The sequence below is a fragment of the Pseudoalteromonas sp. CO348 genome (assembly GCF_004208845.1).
GTDB lineage: Bacteria > Pseudomonadota > Gammaproteobacteria > Enterobacterales > Alteromonadaceae > Pseudoalteromonas > Pseudoalteromonas maricaloris.
The window spans coordinates 37,026-56,723 of the sequence record NZ_SGPI01000031.1 but is presented as its reverse complement, the minus strand read 5'-3'; the positions used below and the strand labels follow the sequence as shown (position 1 = coordinate 56,723).

General features: G+C 43.6%; 16 protein-coding genes. 12 read left to right on the top strand and 4 right to left on the bottom strand.

Annotation, left to right across the window (positions count from 1 at the left end; all coding sequences use genetic code 11):
• Positions 1-55: 55 nt before the first annotated feature.
• Positions 56-640, bottom strand: a complete 585-nt coding sequence (gene rsmD / locus EXT48_RS15600; RefSeq protein ID WP_130164980.1) for a 16S rRNA (guanine(966)-N(2))-methyltransferase RsmD — start codon at positions 638-640, stop codon at positions 56-58.
• A 262-nt stretch (positions 641-902) separates the two neighbouring features.
• On the opposite strand from rsmD, the gene ftsY reads away from it, so the two are divergent.
• From ftsY to EXT48_RS15565, 7 genes are all read left to right on the top strand, one after another.
• Positions 903-2,894 (top strand): signal recognition particle-docking protein FtsY, encoded by a 1,992-nt coding sequence (gene ftsY / locus EXT48_RS15595; protein WP_130164979.1) that lies wholly within the window; start codon positions 903-905, stop codon positions 2,892-2,894.
• A 113-nt stretch (positions 2,895-3,007) separates the two neighbouring features.
• Complete coding sequence (ftsE, locus tag EXT48_RS15590) at positions 3,008-3,685, top strand: cell division ATP-binding protein FtsE (RefSeq protein ID WP_017218471.1); 678 nt, start codon at positions 3,008-3,010, stop codon at positions 3,683-3,685.
• Positions 3,682-4,668 (top strand): permease-like cell division protein FtsX, encoded by a 987-nt coding sequence (gene ftsX, locus EXT48_RS15585; RefSeq protein ID WP_010374104.1) that lies wholly within the window; start codon positions 3,682-3,684, stop codon positions 4,666-4,668. The genes ftsE and ftsX overlap by 4 nt, the downstream gene beginning before the upstream one ends.
• A gap of 298 nt (positions 4,669-4,966) precedes the next feature.
• On the top strand, positions 4,967-5,824 hold the full coding sequence (gene rpoH / locus EXT48_RS15580; RefSeq protein WP_010374102.1) for an RNA polymerase sigma factor RpoH: 858 nt from the start codon (positions 4,967-4,969) through the stop codon (positions 5,822-5,824).
• A 194-nt stretch (positions 5,825-6,018) separates the two neighbouring features.
• Complete coding sequence (locus EXT48_RS15575; protein ID WP_205992106.1) at positions 6,019-6,732, top strand: 1-acylglycerol-3-phosphate O-acyltransferase; 714 nt, start codon at positions 6,019-6,021, stop codon at positions 6,730-6,732.
• Positions 6,732-7,067 (top strand): ribonuclease E inhibitor RraB, encoded by a 336-nt coding sequence (gene rraB / locus EXT48_RS15570; protein WP_010374098.1) that lies wholly within the window; start codon positions 6,732-6,734, stop codon positions 7,065-7,067. The genes EXT48_RS15575 and rraB overlap by 1 nt, the downstream gene beginning before the upstream one ends.
• A 224-nt stretch (positions 7,068-7,291) precedes the next feature.
• Positions 7,292-8,566, top strand: coding sequence for an HD domain-containing phosphohydrolase (locus tag EXT48_RS15565; protein ID WP_130164977.1), 1,275 nt, complete (start codon positions 7,292-7,294; stop codon positions 8,564-8,566).
• Here EXT48_RS15565 and EXT48_RS15560 read toward each other — a convergent pair.
• The gene (locus EXT48_RS15560; protein ID WP_010374094.1) at positions 8,563-8,880 is read right to left on the bottom strand and encodes a hypothetical protein; all 318 of its coding nucleotides are present in this window, start codon (positions 8,878-8,880) and stop codon (positions 8,563-8,565) included. The two genes, EXT48_RS15565 and EXT48_RS15560, sit on opposite strands and share 4 nt — an antisense overlap.
• A 373-nt stretch (positions 8,881-9,253) precedes the next feature.
• On the opposite strand from EXT48_RS15560, the gene EXT48_RS15555 reads away from it, so the two are divergent.
• The gene (locus EXT48_RS15555) at positions 9,254-10,510 is read left to right on the top strand and encodes an outer membrane protein transport protein (RefSeq protein WP_039493017.1); all 1,257 of its coding nucleotides are present in this window, start codon (positions 9,254-9,256) and stop codon (positions 10,508-10,510) included.
• A gap of 46 nt (positions 10,511-10,556) precedes the next feature.
• Here the strand turns inward: EXT48_RS15555 and mutS are convergent, their stop codons facing one another.
• Entirely contained in the window at positions 10,557-13,148 is a 2,592-nt protein-coding gene (gene mutS / locus EXT48_RS15550; RefSeq protein WP_130164976.1) for a DNA mismatch repair protein MutS, read from the bottom strand.
• Between the two features lie 24 nt (positions 13,149-13,172).
• Here mutS and EXT48_RS15545 point away from each other — a divergent pair, with 24 nt between their 5' ends.
• The 4 genes from EXT48_RS15545 to EXT48_RS15530 all read left to right on the top strand — a co-directional run bounded on the left by EXT48_RS15545 (position 13,173) and on the right by EXT48_RS15530 (position 17,323).
• Positions 13,173-13,664 carry a CinA family protein gene (locus EXT48_RS15545; protein WP_130164975.1) on the top strand — a complete coding sequence of 164 codons (492 nt, stop codon included), beginning with the start codon at positions 13,173-13,175 and terminating at the stop codon, positions 13,662-13,664.
• A gap of 66 nt (positions 13,665-13,730) precedes the next feature.
• Positions 13,731-14,786, top strand: coding sequence for a recombinase RecA (gene recA, locus EXT48_RS15540; protein WP_017218478.1), 1,056 nt, complete (start codon positions 13,731-13,733; stop codon positions 14,784-14,786).
• 339 nt (positions 14,787-15,125) lie between these two features.
• The gene (locus tag EXT48_RS15535; protein ID WP_010378944.1) at positions 15,126-16,442 is read left to right on the top strand and encodes an adenylosuccinate synthase; all 1,317 of its coding nucleotides are present in this window, start codon (positions 15,126-15,128) and stop codon (positions 16,440-16,442) included.
• A gap of 242 nt (positions 16,443-16,684) precedes the next feature.
• Positions 16,685-17,323 (top strand): tetratricopeptide repeat protein, encoded by a 639-nt coding sequence (locus EXT48_RS15530; protein ID WP_010378945.1) that lies wholly within the window; start codon positions 16,685-16,687, stop codon positions 17,321-17,323.
• A gap of 145 nt (positions 17,324-17,468) precedes the next feature.
• On the opposite strand, the gene EXT48_RS15525 is transcribed toward EXT48_RS15530, so the two are convergent.
• Complete coding sequence (locus EXT48_RS15525) at positions 17,469-19,340, bottom strand: sodium:proton antiporter (RefSeq protein WP_130164974.1); 1,872 nt, start codon at positions 19,338-19,340, stop codon at positions 17,469-17,471.
• Between the last annotated feature and the right edge of the window lie 358 nt (positions 19,341-19,698).

Here is a 19,698-nt window from a genome sequence, read left to right as displayed (position 1 = left end):
CAGCCCTGTCATGTCATACGCTAGCGGCTGTTTTTTCATTCTTTATGAGGGAATTTCAGCGCTGATAAAGGCGGCAGATCACTTGTCCTGCATGCTTTTCTTTAATCACTTGCCAATTTTCTGGTGTTTCAGGTTGTGCTTCTTGTTCAAATTCAACATAGATGAGTGCGTCTTCGCTGAGCCAAGATTGTGTCTCAAGTAAATTACAACAAGGAGTCACAAGCCCTTTGCGAAAGGGGGGGTCAATAAAAACCAAGTTATATTGCTGTTGCTTAAGGTTATTTGCCAGCATGGTTAACGCGTCGGTATTAATGATTTCAACGTTATCCAGTTTGAGTAAAGTTGCATTATTGCTAAGCTGCATCGCTGCGGTTTTATCCAGTTCGATAAAGGTCCCACTTGCAGCGAAGCGCGAAATAGCCTCAAATCCTAGACTGCCAGCACCAGCAAAGCAATCGAGTACTTTTGCGTCTCTTACGTCCTGCATGAGCCAATTAAAAACAGTTTCTTTCATTCTATCTGTTGTTGGTCTTAATCCCACAACATCATGAACAGGTAACTTGCGACCTTTATGCTTACCACTGATCAGGCGGATGAAACCAGATTGTTTGGTATTTGACTTAGGCTTAGATTTTCTCATAGCGACGTAATTTGCTTCTTTATCAAAGGTTCTTGGTGTCAGGATTTTTCATCCTTACGGAACATGGTACACTTGCACGCAATTTTGTCTAAGCACTAAGGTTGCCATCCTCGGCTTGCCTTTCGAGCCCAAAATTAAGTGTGATATCAATCCAAGTAAAAGCAATAAGCTGATGCGGATTGGCGTTTTCGAGTATGGTAGCAAGATCATCAACATTTTGCTTTGGGTTTATGCAATTTATCTAACACGGTCATAAGTGAATATGGGAAAGAAAAACAAATTTTTATCTTGGTTGGGCTTTGGTAAATCCGATAAAGAGCAACAAGAAGCTGAACGCCAAGAACAATTAGCAAAAGAACAAGCTGAGCGTGAGGAAGCAGAACGCCAAGCAAAATTAGCTCAAGAGCAAGCAGAGCGCGAAGAGGCTGAGCGTCAGGCGCAACAAGCAAAAGAACGAGCTGAGCGTGAGGAAGCAGAACGTCAGGCGCAACTAGCTAAAGAGCAAGCAGAGCGTGAAGAGGCTGAGCGTCAGGCGCAACAAGCAAAAGAACGAGCTGAGCGTGAGGAAGCAGAACGTCAGGCACAACTTGCGAAAGAACAAGCTGAGCGTGAGGAAGCAGAACGTCAGGCACAATTGGCTAAAGAACAAGCTGAGCGTGAGGAAGCTGAACGTCAGGCGCAATTAGCGAAAGAACAAGTTGAGCGTGAAGAAGCAGCACGCCAAGAACAGTTAGCGAAGGAACAAGCTGAGCGTGAAGAGGCCGAACGTCAAGCGCAACTTGCAAAAGAACAAGCCGAGCGTGAGGAAGCAGAACGTCAAGCGCAACTTGCAAAAGAACAAGCCGAGCGTGAAGAAGCAGAACGTCAGGCGCAATTAGCGAAAGAACAGGCTGAGCGTGAAGAAGCAGAACGCCAAGAACAGTTAGCCAAAGAGCAAGCTGAGCGTGAAGAAGCAGAACGTCAGGCACAACTTGCGAAAGAACAGGCTGAGCGTGAAGAAGCAGAACGTCAGGCGCAATTAGCGAAAGAACAGGCTGAGCGTGAAGAAGCAGAGCGTCAGGCACAATTAGCGAAAGAACAAGCTGAGCGTGAAGAAGCAGAACGTCAGGCACAACTAGCTAAAGAGCAAGCTGAGCGTGAAGAAGCTGAACGTCAGGTACAATTAGCGAAAGAACAAGCTGAGCGTGAAGAGGCTGAGCGTCAGGCACAACTTGCGAAAGAACAGGCTGAGCGTGAGGAAGCGGAACGTCAGGCACAATTGGCTAAAGAACAAGCTGAGCGTGAAGAAGCAGAGCGTCAGGCACAATTAGCTCAAGAACAAGAAAAGCCGAAAAAAGAAGGTTTCTTCTCCCGTCTTAAAAAAGGCTTGTTGAAAACCAAGGCCAATATCGGCTCAGGCTTTGCTTCGGTATTCAAAGGCAAGAAAATCGATGATGAGTTGTTCGAAGATCTAGAAACGCAATTGCTAACGGCTGATATTGGTGTTGAAACCACGATGAAGCTGATAGATAACCTGACTGATGCTGCTGATAGAAAGCAGTTAAAAGACGGTGAAGCTTTATATGATCTAATGAAAAAAGAAATGTCAGAGATCTTAAATACGGCAGAGCAACCGCTTGAGATCCCTGCCGATAAGAAACCTTTTGTTATCTTAATGGTTGGCGTAAATGGCGTTGGTAAAACGACAACAATCGGTAAGCTTGCCAAACAGTTTCAAAGCGAAGGTAAATCCGTCATGTTGGCGGCTGGCGATACTTTCCGCGCGGCTGCGGTAGAGCAGTTGCAGGTATGGGGTGAAAGAAACAGTATCCCCGTTGTTGCCCAGCACACAGGTGCTGATTCTGCGTCGGTGGTATTTGATGCCTTCCAAGCCGCTAAAGCGAGAAATATCGATGTATTAATAGCGGATACAGCGGGTCGATTACAAAATAAAGATAACCTAATGCAAGAGCTTGAGAAGATAGCTCGAGTAATGAAAAAGTTAGACCCTGATGCGCCACATGAAGTGATGTTGACGATTGATGCCGGAACTGGTCAGAATGCGATTAGTCAGGTAAAACTGTTTAATCAAGCGGTTGGCTTAACTGGTATCACGTTAACTAAGCTTGATGGTACAGCCAAAGGTGGGGTTATCTTTGCTGTGGCGGATCAGTTTAAGGTACCAATTCGATATATAGGTGTAGGTGAAGGCATTGATGACTTACGCACCTTTAAGAGTGATGACTTTATCGAGGCATTGTTCAGTCAAGAATAAATAGAGACATCAGTTGCAATAAAGCGGGCAAATTTGCCCGCTTTATTCGATTGCCGAATTGCTACAATGCCACGGACTGAGTGTCATGGTTAAAATAAGTATAAGAGGCCAACATGATTAAATTTGAGCAAGTGAGCAAAACTTATCCTGGTGGGCACAAAGCGCTAGAAAAAGTGAGCTTTGAACTTGCAAATGGAGAACTCGCATTTTTAACCGGCCACAGTGGCGCTGGTAAAAGTACATTATTAAAGTTGGTTAGCGTGATGGAAAGGCCATCAGCAGGCCGTGTCTACATTAATGGTGTCGATCTCAATACGGTATCTAACCGGCAGGTTCCTTTCGTTCGCCGAGATATTGGGATTATTTTTCAAAACCACCGCCTACTCGAACGTTACAGCGTATTTGATAACGTCGCACTACCTTTAGTTATTGAAGGTACTCACCATAAACAGATCACCAAAAGAGTACATGCCGCTTTGGACAAGGTGGGTTTGCTTGATAAAGCAAAGTGCCATCCGAGTGTGTTATCTGGAGGTGAACAGCAACGTGTTGGCATAGCAAGAGCGATTGTTAACTCGCCGCCTTTGCTGCTTGCAGACGAACCTACGGGGAACTTAGACCCAGAACTATCGATGGAAATTCTGAACCTATTTGAAGAATTTAATCGCCGTGGTACATCCGTTCTTATCGCTACTCATGATTTGGGGTTAATAGCACGTATGAAATACCGTAGCTTCACGCTTAACCAAGGACGCATGCTACAAGATCCGCTGGCGGAGGACACGCTATGAGTTTGCTGTTTAAAGGACGAGGAAATCAGGCTGAACAGAGTAAAAAGTCGGTATTTCATCATTTTTACTTTTTTTGTTTGATGATTATTCGTCAAGGTGTACAGAGCCTTGGGGAAATGTGGCGTACGCCAATGGCCTCTTTAATGACTATTCTAGTTTTGGGGCTCAGCCTGACATTGCCCGCGACGCTTTATGTGGTAGTGAAAAATGTACAGCAGGTAAGTAGCGGGTTTAAAGAGGCATCTGAAATATCATTGTTCGTTAAAGATGAAATGACTGAGGCACAGACACAAACCTTGGTAAAGCGGCTTGCACTCTATCCAGAAATAGAAAAAGTAGTACTGATAAGTAAAAGCCAAGCTTTGGATGAATTTAAGTCTATGTCTGGCTTTGGTCAGGCGCTTAACTATTTAGAAGAAAACCCGCTGCCTAATGTTGTGCTAGTAACGCCTGTTAGTCGTTTTAGAAAACCACAAGCCGCAACAGAGCTTCTCACTAAACTCGAAAAAGAACGAGAGGTCGAGTTTGGTAAGCTGGATATTGAATGGCTAGAGCGCCTAAATGCACTACTGGGATTACTAAAAGAAAGTGTGATCACCGTGGGGTTTCTATTGCTTAGCGCCGTTATCTTGATTATTGGAAATACCATACGCTTATCCATCATGGACAAGAAAGAAGAAATTCAAGTGCTAAAACTGGTGGGAGCGACCAATACCTTTATTCAGGCTCCGTTTCTTTGGACTGGTGTATGGTATGGCATAGTCGGTGGTTTGGTTGCCTTTATCTGTGTTGCTCTTATGTTGTGGTGGCTGGAGTCAGCTGTATCTACAGTTGTTGGGGTATATCAAAGCAACTTTGTGCTTCAGGGAATGGCAGGGAATGAACTTTTAGTGCTACTTGGCACTGCGATTACTTTAGGGTTTGTAGGCTCTTTTCTTTCTGTACACCGTTATATCAAAGAGATTGAACCTGAAAAGGTATGATTTAACGCTACAAACACCAATCGACTGCTAAAGTGTAGCAGTCGATTGCCAATTACTATCAGATTTTAGCACTCAAACAATCAGAACTATTTAAATTTAGCACTGTCATAAAAAAATAATATCGTAAAAAGAAGCCTAGTTAATTCAATATTTTTAATATTATTCAATAGGTTATATTTTATTTTCGAAGTTCTTCTAAAAAGGTTGATTTTAAAAATCAGATAAAGTAGATTGCATTTAGCACTCTAGATGTTAGAGTGCTAAATATACACGAAACGGTTTATCACTGAGGTGAAACATGACTAAAGATTTATACGCATTAGCACTAACTGGGCAGCAGAGCGCAAGTGTTGAAGGTTACCTTCAATCTGTAAGCACAATACCTATGCTTGGCGCTGAGGAAGAGAAAAAACTTGCGACACGTCTTCAGGAAGAAGGGGATCTTAACGCGGCTAAGCAGCTCATTATGTCTCATTTGAGATTTGTTGCTCACATCGCAAAAAGTTATTCAGGCTATGGCCTACCTCAGGCTGACTTGATCCAAGAAGGTAATATTGGATTGATGAAGGCAGTAAAGCGTTTTGACCCAAGCGTGGGTGTGCGCCTTGTTTCTTTTGCGGTACATTGGATTAAAGCAGAAATCCATGAATATGTATTAAAGAACTGGCGTATTGTTAAAGTTGCGACGACAAAAGCGCAGCGTAAATTATTCTTCAATCTGCGCAAAAATAAAAAGCGTTTAGGTTGGTTTAACCAAGACGAAGTGACAACGGTTGCAAATGAGCTTGGTGTAAGTGAGAAAGAAGTTCGCGAGATGGAATCGCGTATGGCAGGCCAAGATATGGGCTTTGACCTATCTGCTGATGATGACGAAAGCCAAGCGGGTAACTTCTCTCCAGTACAGTATTTAACAGACACAAGTAGTGACCTTGCTGAAGAAGTTGAGCAAGAGCAGTGGCAAGAGCAGTCACATAATCGCCTATTTGCAGCACTGAAAACGCTTGATGAGCGTTCTCAAGATATCGTAAGTGCACGTTGGCTTGCTGACGAAAAGGCAACGCTACAAGATTTAGCTGAGAAATATAGCGTGTCGGCAGAGCGTGTACGCCAGCTAGAAAAGTCAGCAATGAAAAAGCTGCAAAACGCAATGAGCTAAATTTAGCAAAAATGATAAATCGTGTGTCAAATGCCGCTACTCAGCGGCATTTTTATTTTCTATAAACAGATCAGCATCTTAACTCTCATACCTAGAGACTCCTCTGGCAATCTCAAAACTATCATCATTTTGAGCTTACAAGTGTTCGCTTATTTTACTATAATGCGCGAGATTTTAATTCTGGAGTGGTTAAATTGATTGCCATTATACGAATTCTCTTATTAGCAGTGTTTATCATTGTTAGTGGTATTTGCGGATTGTTATTGTGCATTGTGCGTCCTTTTCATGCCAACAATGTGCACACGATAGCCAAATGGTATGGCTATATGTCAAAGTTGATAGGCGTTGAGTTGGTGATCACGCAGCATGAAAATGCCAAGCATGTTGTTCCAGCGATGTATGTTGCAAATCATCAAAATAATTATGATCTCTTTACGCTGCCGGCCGTGGTGCCAAAAAACACCGTCAGCATGGGGAAAAAAAGCTTAAAGTGGATCCCGTTCTTTGGGCAAATGTATTGGCTATCTGGCAACATTTTGATTGATAGAGCTAATCGCTCTAAAGCTTTAGGTACACTAACCAAATCAGCAAAAAAAATCACCGAGTCAAAACTATCGGTTTGGATGTTCCCTGAAGGAACCAGAAGCTATGGTCGCGGTTTGTTGCCATTTAAAACTGGGGCATTTCATACTGCAATGAGCGCCAATGTGCCTATTGTCCCAGTATGTATGAGCTCAACGCATGAGCAGATAAAGCTCAATCGTTGGAATAATGGTAAGGTCTATATCGACATGCTAGAACCAGAATATTTAGACCCAGAAGTGCCTGCAAGGGATCACGCTGCTCAGATCCATGCTAAAATGGCTCAAAGAATAGCTGAACTAGATGCAAAAGCGAGATTAAAATAATGGAAAACTGGCGTGAGATAAGTGAAGATATCGTTTCTTCATTGCTAGAAGACGGTTCAAACCCTGAAACGCTTTATGAAGTAGAACATCACTTTGTAAGTGAGGATTTTGACAAGCTGGAAGCAGCAGCATTAGCGGCATTTAAATTGGGCTATGATGTTGAAGAACCAGCAGAGCTTGAGCTCGAAGACGGCGGTAAAATTTGGGGCTTTGATGTTGTAGTAGAAGCCGAACTGGATACCGACGTTATCATGGAAGACGTAGACAAGTTAGAAAAGGTTGCACTAGACGCTGGCGTTGAATACGACGGCTGGGGAACTTATTTCCAAGAATAGCAACTGTATAAAACCCAGCATGTATACGGTGTTGGGTTTCCCCTCCAGCAACATCTCACAAACACCTAAAAATAGTTCACTTAATTAAGCAATTGGTATAACAAGCGTTTCTGATCGGTTGTAATTTCACCATACCTTTGTGTGAATTTAATCTGAATAGATGGTGTTTCACCTCATTCAATGGTATTAATATTCATTGGCTAACTACGTAGTGTAAGCGATTCATGCAGATTGTCCTCCCCATTGAAGATCTTAGACCAGGAATGTTTGTGGATAATGTTCACAAGCATAAGTCTGACGCGGGCATTAAGATCAAATCTCGGGGAATGGTCAGAGATGAAGCCATCATTCAAAAGCTGATTGATAAAGGGGTACTGGAGCTCACCATCGACTTTACGCAGAGCGATATTCCTGTACCACAGAAATACCAGCAGCCAGCAGAACCGGTCACTGAAGCACCACAAGCCCCTGAAGAGCCAGCCGCCAAAAATGGCATGGATGGCAGTCTTTCCACCGCTCGCAGCAAGCCAAAATCCAAAGCCAAAACGGTGAGTAAAGAACAAACTTTGCAGCAAGAATTTGCGGTTGCGATGCAAAAGTTTGAAAAGAATAACCGTCAGATCCAAAGCCTCTATGGAGATGTAACATCGGGTTTGAAGGTCGATATGAGCCTCATCAATGAGGTAAGTAAAGACATCGTCGATTCGGTACTGCGCAATTCAAATGCGATGGCGATTTTAACTCGGATCAAAGACAAAGATGCCTACAATTGGCGTCATATGACCAACTGCGCCATTCTGATCACCGTATTTGCCAAACACCTTGGCTTGCAACATCACATTATTGAACAGTTAGCCATGGGGGCGATGTTGCATGACATTGGTCACGCTAAGTTACCGCAAGGGCTGATCAATAAGCCGGGCAATTTTACCGATCTTGAGTATCGTGCGGTCAAAAAACATGTGGCACAGTCTTTAGGGTTGAGCAAAGGAGAGTCTGGGATCACGCCAATCATGCTGGACATGATCATCAACCATCATGAACGCTTAGATGGTACAGGCTATCCCAGAGGGATTAAAGACGACGCACTCAGCACCGCGGCAAGAATGATGGCGATTGTGGATGTATACGACGCCATAACCTCAGATCAGCACCACAAAGAGGCTGATGAGCCTATTAATGCATTACGCTTTTTGCTGTCGAGTAAAAAGCAATTTGATCCTATTCTAGTGCAGCGTTTTATTAAGTGTATGGGGGTTCACCCCGTAGGGACTATTGTTAAACTGACCAACGAGCGATTAGGATTGGTACTCGAAGGCAATAAACATGCGCCCACGGCGCCTCTTGTACGAGTGTTTTACAATACCAAACATCTCCACCATGTTACGGCAAAAGATTTGGATTTAAGCGAGTCAGACATCAAAGTGATCGCAAGTGTCAGGCCGCTTGATTATCAAATTAACCTCTCACGATTGCTAAGAGATCAATTATTGATTTAAGGCTTGGATTGCGCGACTGGGAAGAAAGCGTTTTTACAGCGTCTTTTGAGATTTTGCCATCTAGCAGAGAGCATTGCGCCAGTCATACAGCTTGCCATCATTAATATCCACAGTAATGTTCCCTTTTCCGAATGTAACGCCGCACAGCTTAGCAGCAGTGATAGCAGCGCTGCGACAATTGCACCTAGCCAGTATTGACTGACCGGATTATCACACTCTCCTGCGTGGCGACAGGCACAGTAGTTTGCTTTGCACAGGCAATATACGCTGAGACCGCAAAATACCAATGCGCAAACGATTAATGCTATCGACATGTTGTTCTCCTTGGCACGATTAGCACACAGAATGACTCATACTCAGATTGAAGAGTGTATATAAGGGATGAAGGTACGTCAATGATATTGGTAATTATTATCATTTGATAATTTATCTCATCCGATGAGTTTATAAAGTGCGTAATTTGTTCGTTATATGTTCACTTAATCAACGAAAAGTCGCAAAAAAGGAGATTTCTACTCCACTTTTAGGTAGGGTGTCATGAATTTATTATTCTGCCAATTTGGTGGGTGTGTGGCATAGCTGGATATTGGCTAGGTGAGCAAGGTCAAAGTGAGGCTACGCAGTGTTACTCGAATTGGTTTTTTTAACCATTACTCAGGAAATGGTTAGTTCACAGGGGATTAGAGTATGAACAAAGTATTATTAGGTCTTATCGCATCAGGTGCGATTTTATCGTCATCACAAGCACTAGCTGCCGCCTTCCAACTTGCGGAACAAAACGTATCTGGCCTTGGTCGTGCTTATGCGGGTGAAGCATCTGCAGCCGACGATGCGTCAGTGGTTGCACGTAACCCAGCATTGATGGGTAAGCTATCAGGCACGCAATTATCAGTAGCAGCTATGTATGTTCAACCGGACGTAAGCCTGACGGGAACAGGTACTAGCAATGGTATCCCTGCATCTGCGTTAAATGACAACAGCATCGCACCAAGTGCTATTATTCCTGCTATATATGCAACACACAAATATAATGACCAATGGTCGATTGGTGCAGGTATCTATTCACAGTTTGGTCTATCTACAGAATTCGATAAGGATTATGTTGCTGGCCAAATCGCGGGTGAAACTGAAATTAAGACCGTTAACTTAGGTATTTCTGCTGCTTACCAAATTGATGAGCAATGGAGCGTAGCGTTTGGTATTAATGAAGTTTATGCCGATGCTAAAATCGTCCGTAACCTTGGTGCGACAACGACAGGTTTGCCAGCAAGTACTCAAGCGGTACATTTAGAAGGTGACGATTATGGTTTTGGTTGGAACCTAGGCGTTGCTTATCAAATTGATGAAAACAACCTAATCGGCTTCCATTACCGTAGTGAAACAGATATCACATTTGATGGCCACTTTAGCAACGACTTACCAGCAGCGATTGGCGGCTTGAATGGCGCGTCACTACCAGGTTCAGTAGATGTAACGTTACCTGCGATCGCTGAGATCTCAGGTTCTCATAAACTAAACCAAGAAACCTCACTACACTACAGCGTACTTTGGACTGGCTGGAATAGTTTTGATGAACTGGAAGCTGTAGTTGGTAACGCAGGTTCAGTATTCACTAAAGAAGAGAATTTCTCTAATTCATTACGTTTTGCAGTTGGTGCTGACTATCAGCTTAGTAATGCGGTGAAACTACGTGCAGGTATGGCGTATGATGAATCACCAGCGGATGAAAACCATCTGTCTATCTCAATTCCTGATACAGACCGTACTTGGTACTCATTTGGTGCTGAGTATACACTTGCTAACCAAGCAACTGTAGATTTCGGGATCAGTGTTTTAAGAGGTAAAACACAAACTTTCACTGAAGCTGACAGATTCAGTGAGTGGGGCTATCGCTCTAAAGGCCATGCGATGATCTTTGGTCTTCAGTATAATCACAAGTTCTAATTGTAAGAGAACATTAAAAAAGCGGCTTTTAGCCGCTTTTTACTTTCTATAGCATAGATTTAAGTTGATATAGCAAAGCATGAGCTTGCTTTGGTGTCATATCATCGGGATCCATATCAGCAAGTAGCGCTTCAACCTCAGAAGGCTCATTGGCAAGCATTAAGCTCTGCTGTACAGGCGCGGCAACATGCACAGGCTTATCGCCAACGACGCTCTGATGTTGCTCTAACAAAGCGAGTTTCTGTTTTGCCAACTTAATCACCGCTTTTGGCACGCCGGCAAGACTTGCTACCTGTAAACCAAAACTCTTACTTGCAGCCCCTTCCATCACTGTGTGTTTGAAGGCAATGGTATCGTTATGTTCAACGGCATCCAAATGCACATTAACAAGGCCGGCTTGCTGCTCAGCCAATTCGGTTAACTCAAAATAATGAGTTGCAAACAGTGTTTTTGCTGCAATTTTGCTGGCGAGATAATCCGCTGTCGCATAAGCGAGTGATAAACCGTCATAGGTGCTTGTCCCGCGACCAATTTCGTCCATCAGCACTAACGACTGGGCGGTTGCATTGTTTAAAATGGTTGCAGTTTCGGTCATTTCAACCATAAAGGTTGAGCGCCCAGAGGCAAGATCATCACTGGCACCAATGCGAGTAAAAATACGATCGACAATACCGATGGTGGCCGCGCTTGCCGGTACATAGCTGCCAATATGCGCCATCAACACAATTAACGCGGTTTGACGCATATAGGTCGATTTACCACCCATATTTGGTCCAGTAATAATGAGCATTTTACGTTCATCGTTGAGTTTTACTGGATTGGCAATGAACGGCTCTTTACTTACTTGTTCTACGACTGGGTGGCGACCATCCACTAAATCAATTTCAGTGCCCTCGGTAAGCGTGGGCTTGCAATAGTCTAGTGTCTGAGCACGTTCAGCTAAGGTGTTTAATACGTCCAAATCGGCAAGTGCTGCTGCCATGACTTGCAATTGTTCAATATAAGGAGCGATGAGTTCAAATAGCTCTTCATATAGACGCTTTTCAAGTGCTAGTGCTTTCGATTGGCTTCCAAGCACTTTGTCTTCATGCTCTTTTAGCTCAGGAATAATATAGCGTTCGTTATTTTTCAGTGTTTGTCTGCGAATGTATTCTGCAGGCACTAAATGCGAATTGGCGCGGCTGATCTCAATATAAAATCCGTGAACGCGGTTATAGCCAATTTTTAATGTCGAGATCCCTGTGCGTTCGCGCTCTCTTTCTTCAAGTTTTTCTAAAACATCCGTGGCACCTGCGCTTAATGCGCGTAGCTCGTCAAGCTCTGCATTGTAACCCTGTGCTATCACTCCACCATCACGAATGAGAACAGGGGGATTGTCGATAACCGCTCGTTCTAACAAATCTTGTAACTTAGGTAATGCCGGTGAGTGGCTAATGATAGACTGAAGTCTCGCATCCGTCGCATCTTGTAAAATATCATGCAATGGCGGTAACGCTTGTAATGCACTTCTTAAACGCGTTAGATCACGCGGACGAGCGGTAAACAACGCTAACCGTGCTACAACTCGTTCAATATCGCCAATGTGTTTTAGTGCATCGTAAACTTCCATGCATAGTTGTTGTTCGATAAGGCTCGCAATCGCATTGAGTCGAGCATTGAGCTCTTTGCGTTCGCGCACGGGCGTATGAATACGGCGTTTTAGTAAGCGCGAACCCATAGCCGTTGAAGACTTATCTAAAATCTGTGCTAAGGTGTTTTCAACACCGCCAGAGAGGTTCAGTGTTAGCTCTAAGTTTTTGCGCGTCGCGGCATCTAAGATCACCGCGTGCTCATTCTTTTCGAGCGTGATCGCACGAATATGAGGTAATGCCGTGCGCTGCGTGTCTTTCACGTATTGCATGACACAACCCGCAGCGATTAAACCCATATTGGCATTGTCGACACCAAAACCGACTAAATCGCGGGTTTCAAACTGCTGACAAAGTAAATGCTTTGCTGTGTCTAAATCGAACTCCCAATCCGGGCGGCGACGACTGCCTTTAATACTTTCTAGCACTAAAAGGTTCTGAAATGATTCTGGATATAACAATTCTGCGGGCTGCAAGCGCTGTAGCGTAGAGTTAAGTGCTTCGTCAGTCTGTAGCTCTACGATATTAAATCGGCCCGAGTTAATATCAAGATAGGCAACGCCATAACCTAAGTTTTTTGGATGTTGGTAGACCGCCGCAAGTAAATTATCTTGGCGTTCTTGCAATAGTGCTTCGTCGGTGACGGTACCTGGAGTAACAATACGCACAACTTTACGTTCTACAGGACCTTTACTGGTCGCAGGGTCGCCAACTTGCTCACAAATAGCAACAGATTCACCCAGTTGTACCAAGCGAGCTAGGTAGTTTTCAACTGCATGATAGGGAACACCTGCCATTGGAATCGGATTGCCACCGGCTTTGCCCCGATAGGTTTGAGAAATATCAAGAAGCTGCGCAGCTCTGATGGCATCGTCAAAGAAAAGTTCATAAAAGTCGCCCATGCGATAGAACAGCAAGATTTCTTGATGCTGAGCTTTAATTCGCAGGTATTGCTGCATCATTGGGGTTTGTTGGTTTATAGTGTGTTCTGAATATAGATCTGACGACATTGTTGATACCTAAAAGGTTTTCCTATGGAGCACTACAAAGAGATAGCCGAATATGCGGCACAATTGGGCGCTATTCTAACGAATAACGGCGTAACAATCACTACCGCAGAGTCATGTACGGGTGGTGGGGTGAGTTATGCGTTAACAGATACGCCGGGGAGCTCTGCATATATAGAACGTTGTTTTGTGACATACAGTAATCAAGCTAAGCATGAATTATTGGGAGTATTACAACAAACGCTAACGCAATTTGGTGCAGTGAGCGAGCAAACGGTTTTGGAAATGGTCAAAGGCGCTCAGCAGGCAGCTCATGCTGAAGTTGCCATTGCTGTGTCTGGTATCGCAGGACCAACTGGGGGCAGTGCTGATAAGCCAGTAGGTACTGTATGGTTTGCTATTGCAAATAGTGACAAAGTTCAGGCATTTCACCAAGTATTTACTGGAAATAGGGCTGAAATAAGAGTTCAAGCTATTGAATTTGCATTAAAAAATACTATAGCGATGGTAAAATCATAAAATTCTACTTGATACTGTAATTTCATACAGTATACTAGGTGTCATTACGCTGAATTGGAGAAGCAAATGAACGATAACAAGCAAAAGGCATTAGACGCAGCACTATCACAAATTGAGCGTCAGTTTGGTAAAGGCTCAATCATGAAACTGGGTGAGAACAAGGCGCTAGATATTGAAGCCATCTCAACTGGTTCACTAGGTCTGGATATTGCACTTGGTATCGGCGGCTTACCAACTGGTCGTATTGTTGAAATCTATGGTCCAGAATCATCAGGTAAAACAACGCTAACATTACAAGCGATTGCAGAAGCGCAGAAGCTTGGTAAAACATGTGCGTTCGTTGATGCTGAACACGCACTCGACCCAATCTATGCTGAAAAGCTAGGCGTTAATGTTGATGAGCTATTAGTATCACAGCCTGACACCGGTGAACAAGCGCTTGAAATTTGTGACATGTTAGTTCGTTCTGGTGCGGTTGATTTGGTTGTTATTGACTCGGTAGCAGCACTTACCCCTAAAGCTGAAATCGAAGGCGATATGGGTGATTCACATGTTGGCTTGCAGGCTCGACTCATGTCACAAGCATTGCGTAAGCTTACAGCTAATATCAAACGCTCGAACACATTATGTATTTTCATCAACCAAATTCGTATGAAGATTGGTGTGATGTTTGGCAACCCTGAAACCACAACTGGTGGTAACGCACTTAAATTCTATGCATCCGTACGTCTTGATATTCGTCGTATTGGTTCAGTGAAAGAAGGTGATGAGGTTGTTGGTAACGAAACTCGTGTTAAGGTTGTGAAAAACAAAGTAGCACCACCATTTAAGCAAGCTGAGTTCATCATCATGTACGGTGAAGGTACGTCGAAACAAGGTGAGTTGATAGACTTAGGTGTGAAACACAAACTGGTTGATAAAGCGGGTGCTTGGTTTAGCTACAACGGCAATAAGATTGGCCAGGGTAAAGCAAACTCAATTAAGTTCTTAAAAGAAAATGTTGAGATTGCCAACGAAATTGAAGGCAAGTTGAGAGAAATGCTCCTAGCGCAAGCGGTTATTATGCCTGAAGAGGGAGAAGATAAAGGCCTTGCTGAAGTTGAAGACGATTTAGAGCTATAGGCTAGTCACTCAAGCTTAACTGCTCGCCAGCAAGCTTGAGCTATATTTTAAAAAGCCCAAAGGTTAACCTTTGGGCTTTTTACGTTTTATAAAAGTTTACTTTTGATAACAAAGAGATAGTTATCGATTAATCCGAACAATACCGCTATTTTGATATAAAAATAAAATACGTTGTTTGATTTTCAGCTATTAATCCACCTTTTCAACAAGTTATGTAACTTGCCTTGATGCTTTACATCATCAATCTTATTGAAAGCAGAAAAATTAGGCAAATTGGGGTGATTTCGACTATGGTTTTCTGGTAAAATCTGCGCCTAATTTTTTCTAAGTGAATTTGCAATGGGTAAAAACGTCGTTGTATTAGGCACCCAATGGGGTGACGAAGGTAAAGGTAAAGTAGTTGACCTACTTACAGATAAGGCTTCTTTAGTTGTTCGCTACCAAGGCGGACACAATGCTGGCCATACACTAGTAATTAACGGTGAGAAAACGGTACTACACTTGATCCCATCAGGTGTACTACGCGAAGACGTTAAATGTGTAATTGGTAATGGTGTAGTACTTGCACCAGATGCACTAATGAAAGAAATCCACATGCTTGAAGCGCGTGGCGTTCCTGTACGTGAGCGTCTATTGATCAGCGAAGCATGTCCTTTGATCTTGCCTTACCACGTTGCACTAGACCAAGCGCGTGAACTAGCGCGTGGTGAAAAAGCCATTGGTACAACTGGCCGTGGTATCGGTCCTGCGTACGAAGATAAGGTTGCACGTCGTGGTTTACGTGTTGGCGATCTTTTCAACCCAGAGCAATTTGCTGCGAAGCTTAAAGAAGTACTAGAGTTCCACAACTTCGCCTTGGTTAACTACTACAAAGTAGACCCAGTAGACTTCCAGAAGACATACGATGATGCAATGGAAGTAGCAAAAGTACTTAAGTCAATGATTGTTGACGTTACTGAACTACTTGATCAAGCGCGTAATGCTGGCGACCATATTCTATTTGAAGGTGCGCAAGGTACATTACTTGATATCGACCACGGTACTTACCCGTACGTAACCTCATCAAACACTACAGCCGGTGGTGTTGCGACTGGTGCAGGTTTTGGTCCGCTACACTTAGATTACGTTTTAGGTATTGTTAAAGCTTACACAACTCGTGTTGGTTCAGGTCCTTTCCCTACAGAGCTTTACGATGGTCAAGATAAGCAAGACCCAGTTGGCAGACACTTAGGTGAGAAAGGTAACGAGTTTGGTGCAACGACTGGTCGTTTACGTCGTACCGGTTGGTTTGATGCAGTGGCAATGCGCCGTGCAGTTCAAATCAACAGCATCAGTGGTTTCTGCTTAACTAAACTAGACGTACTTGATGGTCTAGAAAAAGTGAAAATCTGTACTGGTTACCAATTAGAAGACGGCACTGTGACTAATGTGACTCCTCTTGCTGCTGAAGGCTATGAGAAAGTGACTCCAGTCTACGAAGAAATGCCAGGTTGGAGCGAAAACACCTTTGGTGCAACTTCTGTTGAGCAGCTTCCAGAAGCCGCTATCAATTATATCAAGCGCCTAGAAGAAATCACTGGCGTGCCAATTGATATCATCTCAACAGGCCCAGACCGCGTTGAAACAATGATTGTTCGCAACCCTTTTGCTGAATAATCCTGCTGTCGATTGATAAAGAAAAAAGCTGCTACGGCAGCTTTTTTTGTGTCTATTACCCTACAAGTTTTTGTCTTCCTGCCGATAAGTAAGTGAATTTTTGCTCATATGATAAAATTAGACTTCGCTTTGGCGTAAATAATGCTTAATCAAATTTGAGTGTCGATGTTGCTGCAGAGCAAGTAATTTGCCTTTGCAGCCTGCTATAGTTAAACAATCAGCTTTACTTTGATGGGTCTTCGATGAATTACTTACTTCGTTATTTTGCAGCTTCAGCATTGAGTGTTTCCTTAAGTCTCAGTATACAGAGCAAAGTATCTGCCGAAGAGGCTATCGAAGCTGTGCCTTTGTATACGCAGCAAGAGCTACTAGCGCTCATTGAAAAAAATCAACACCTTGCTCGGGTTAAAGCGGATGAGTGCCAGCTGGTTAAAGATATTGAAGCGCGTGCTGAGATCATGGCGCTGCCTTCGTATCAGTTTCTTTATGGTGACATGTTAGCTTATGCCGTGTGTGTAGACAGAGATGTTGAGCTCGGCCTTTATTATATGAAAAGGGCAGCAGAGCAGGGCCTTGCCGCGGCGCTTGAACAATTAGGTCGTTACTATGATGTTGGCCAGTTGGTGCAAGAAGATAAAGCGATGGCGGTAACCTATCTGAGGGAAGCCGCTGCGCTTGGCAACTTAAACGCTCAATTAAGACTCGTAGATGTGTTTAATCAAGGCCACGGTAGCCCTAGAGATTATGAAGACGCCTATCGATGGTTGTTTCATTCCGCAGTCGCAGATAAAAAGCTACATAAGCGGATTCAGGTAGCGCTAGGGCAATTGGCAAATAAAATGCCTGATAGCGTGGTCAAGCGCGCGAGATTGCCTATATAACCTGAGCTTAGGTTAACTCCGTTGGGTCAATAGATATTACTTTCAGCAGGTTGTGAGTGGAAAGTAAAAGCGGCGTGATTTACGCCGCTCAGCTTGCTTCTAAATAAGGCTCGTACGCTTGTTTATTGCTAATCCTAATCTCAGGTTAAGTGATTTGCTGGCTGCTAAGCTTTGCACCAATTTGGCCTTCTTTATTGGCGTTTGGATCTTTAAGCACCGTTAACTTAGGCGGTTGTAACGCTAATACGCGATCGCCTTCTTCTGGTAGCTTTTTCATGTCAGAGGTAAATGGGCGGATCAACAAAGGCTCTTCATTTTTGTTCTGCTCTGTGAGTACAAACAGTGGGATTGCTTCACTGTTAACCTCTTTATACTGTTCCCATTTAAACTCTTCTGAGATCCGTGTTACGCTCACTTTGCCGCCCTTAGCCATCATGCTACTTAGCTTGGCGTAATTACCTTCGTCGCCAAACAAGATTTGGCGAGAAAGGAAAGTGGCGCTATCTTTGTTCGCCTTGGCGTGGTTAGTGGATGATTTGAGCGAATAAACACATTGATCGCCAAGTAAATGAGAAAAGTACTGTACACCCAAAGCGTTGTGGTGACGGTTAGGTGAAAGCGCTAGTACTGACTTTAAGCTGGTCAACGGGAGGTAACGCTCGGCATGTTCCGACTGTGGGTTACCATAGTAACAAGGCAGTCCGTCCATTCTTGCCATTTTGCAGTTTTCCCATGCGGGATCGGAGAGATAAACATCAATATTTTGGTCTTTTAAGCCTTTAGCCACCGCTCTAGCTACATGGTTTGCACCAATGATAAGTAAGGTATTGGGCTTTGGTTGACGTACTCCTAAAAGACGTGCGAAAGGTGTTGCAGTTAGGCTTTGTAGTACCACGGTGACAATGATGACGGTGAAAATAAGCGGCACCATTTTATCCGCATCCGCTATCTGTGATTTGGTCATACTCAACGCAAAAACTGAGCCTACAGCTGCAGCAACAATACCTCGAGGAGCTATCCAGCTTAACAGAATACGAGACTTTATCGGTAAGTCAGTATTGAACGTCGATAAGAATATCGACAGTGGTCGAGCAATAAATAATACTACTGCGAGAAAGATAAAGACGTCGGTGTCTAACAGCATTAAATCTTCTAACTTGAGTCGTGCCGCGAGTAATATAAATAAGCTCGAAATCAGGATCATTGAGAGATCTTCTTTAAACTCTAACACTGAGTCTATTTCCAAGTCATCTTGGTTAGCGAGCCAAATACCAAAGATAGTCACGGCCAGTAAACCAGACTCATGGCTCAGATGATTCGATAGCGTAAAGCTAAACAACACCAGCGCTAAAATGGCGAATTTGTGAAGCTCAAAGGGAAGCCACTCTTTTCTTATTAGGTATGTGGTTAGGTAACCTGATGCGACACCAATACTTATCCCAACACCAAGCGTTGATACGAGCGCCCACAAGGTGTGACTAAAGATACCTTCGCCACCAACTAAAGAGACTGCTTCAAATACGAGTACCGCAAAGAGTGCACCAATAGGGTCTATGACTATACCTTCCCAACGTAAAATACGGTCTATGTCTTTGTCTGGGCGCATGGCGTTCAGCATCGGGGCAATAACCGTTGGACCGGTCACGACAAGTACTGCGCCCAAAACGGCGGCAACTTGCCAGTTAAGCTCCAGCACGAAAATTGCGGTCGTTGCTATCACCGCAAAGGTTGCTAACATCCCGATAGAACAAAGGTTTCGTACGACCTTACCAATTCCTTTGAGTTCTTTAAAATGCAGTGTTAGTGAACCTTCAAAAAGGATAACGGCAACGGAAAGTGAGACGACGGGAAAAAGTAAATCCCCGAGTAAAGCATCTGGATCCAGCGTGCCACTAAATGGCCCCAAAGCAAGACCAATAAGAAGTAAAAACAAAATTGCAGGAACCTTAAAGGCCCAAGCAAGCCATTGTGCTATTACAGAACATACTGCAATACCTGCAATGTAGATTGCTGACATAGATTCTCCCCGGTTGGATTATCCCAACATTTTTATCAGTATAGCTAGCATCCTGTTATAACACAGCGCGAATGAGGGTAAAGTGAATAAATTACTGAAAATAAGGTATTATAAAATTGATTTATGGTGGTCATAAATAATTAACATGGGATAGGGTTGCAATCTTACCCGAGCTTACGTTAAGGTAATAAGCGTTCAAGGCGTGGAGTAAATCGCGCCGTCATTCACAATCTACTCATTACGCAATTATTCATTGCGGTACAGCCTTTCCGGCCGCACCAAACCATGGTGGCCCTGTTGGAAACGGCTCGACGTCAAGGGTTAAGTACTTGATGTCACAATCAATCTTCTATTAGTG

Excerpts from the sequence above, each read along its gene's own strand:
- mutS (WP_130164976.1), bottom strand. The coding sequence starts at position 13,148 with ATGTCGTCAGATCTATATTCAGAACACACTATAAACCAACAAACCCCA.
- ftsX (WP_010374104.1), top strand. The coding sequence starts at position 3,682 with ATGAGTTTGCTGTTTAAAGGACGAGGAAATCAGGCTGAACAGAGTAAA.
- EXT48_RS15530 (WP_010378945.1), top strand. The coding sequence starts at position 16,685 with ATGAATTACTTACTTCGTTATTTTGCAGCTTCAGCATTGAGTGTTTCC.
- rraB (WP_010374098.1), top strand. The coding sequence starts at position 6,732 with ATGGAAAACTGGCGTGAGATAAGTGAAGATATCGTTTCTTCATTGCTA.
- rpoH (WP_010374102.1), top strand. The coding sequence starts at position 4,967 with ATGACTAAAGATTTATACGCATTAGCACTAACTGGGCAGCAGAGCGCA.
- recA (WP_017218478.1), top strand. The coding sequence starts at position 13,731 with ATGAACGATAACAAGCAAAAGGCATTAGACGCAGCACTATCACAAATT.
- ftsE (WP_017218471.1), top strand. The coding sequence starts at position 3,008 with ATGATTAAATTTGAGCAAGTGAGCAAAACTTATCCTGGTGGGCACAAA.
- EXT48_RS15525 (WP_130164974.1), bottom strand. The coding sequence starts at position 19,340 with ATGTCAGCAATCTACATTGCAGGTATTGCAGTATGTTCTGTAATAGCA.
- ftsY (WP_130164979.1), top strand. The coding sequence starts at position 903 with ATGGGAAAGAAAAACAAATTTTTATCTTGGTTGGGCTTTGGTAAATCC.
- EXT48_RS15535 (WP_010378944.1), top strand. The coding sequence starts at position 15,126 with ATGGGTAAAAACGTCGTTGTATTAGGCACCCAATGGGGTGACGAAGGT.
- EXT48_RS15555 (WP_039493017.1), top strand. The coding sequence starts at position 9,254 with ATGAACAAAGTATTATTAGGTCTTATCGCATCAGGTGCGATTTTATCG.
- EXT48_RS15560 (WP_010374094.1), bottom strand. The coding sequence starts at position 8,880 with ATGTCGATAGCATTAATCGTTTGCGCATTGGTATTTTGCGGTCTCAGC.
- EXT48_RS15545 (WP_130164975.1), top strand. The coding sequence starts at position 13,173 with ATGGAGCACTACAAAGAGATAGCCGAATATGCGGCACAATTGGGCGCT.
- EXT48_RS15565 (WP_130164977.1), top strand. The coding sequence starts at position 7,292 with ATGCAGATTGTCCTCCCCATTGAAGATCTTAGACCAGGAATGTTTGTG.
- rsmD (WP_130164980.1), bottom strand. The coding sequence starts at position 640 with ATGAGAAAATCTAAGCCTAAGTCAAATACCAAACAATCTGGTTTCATC.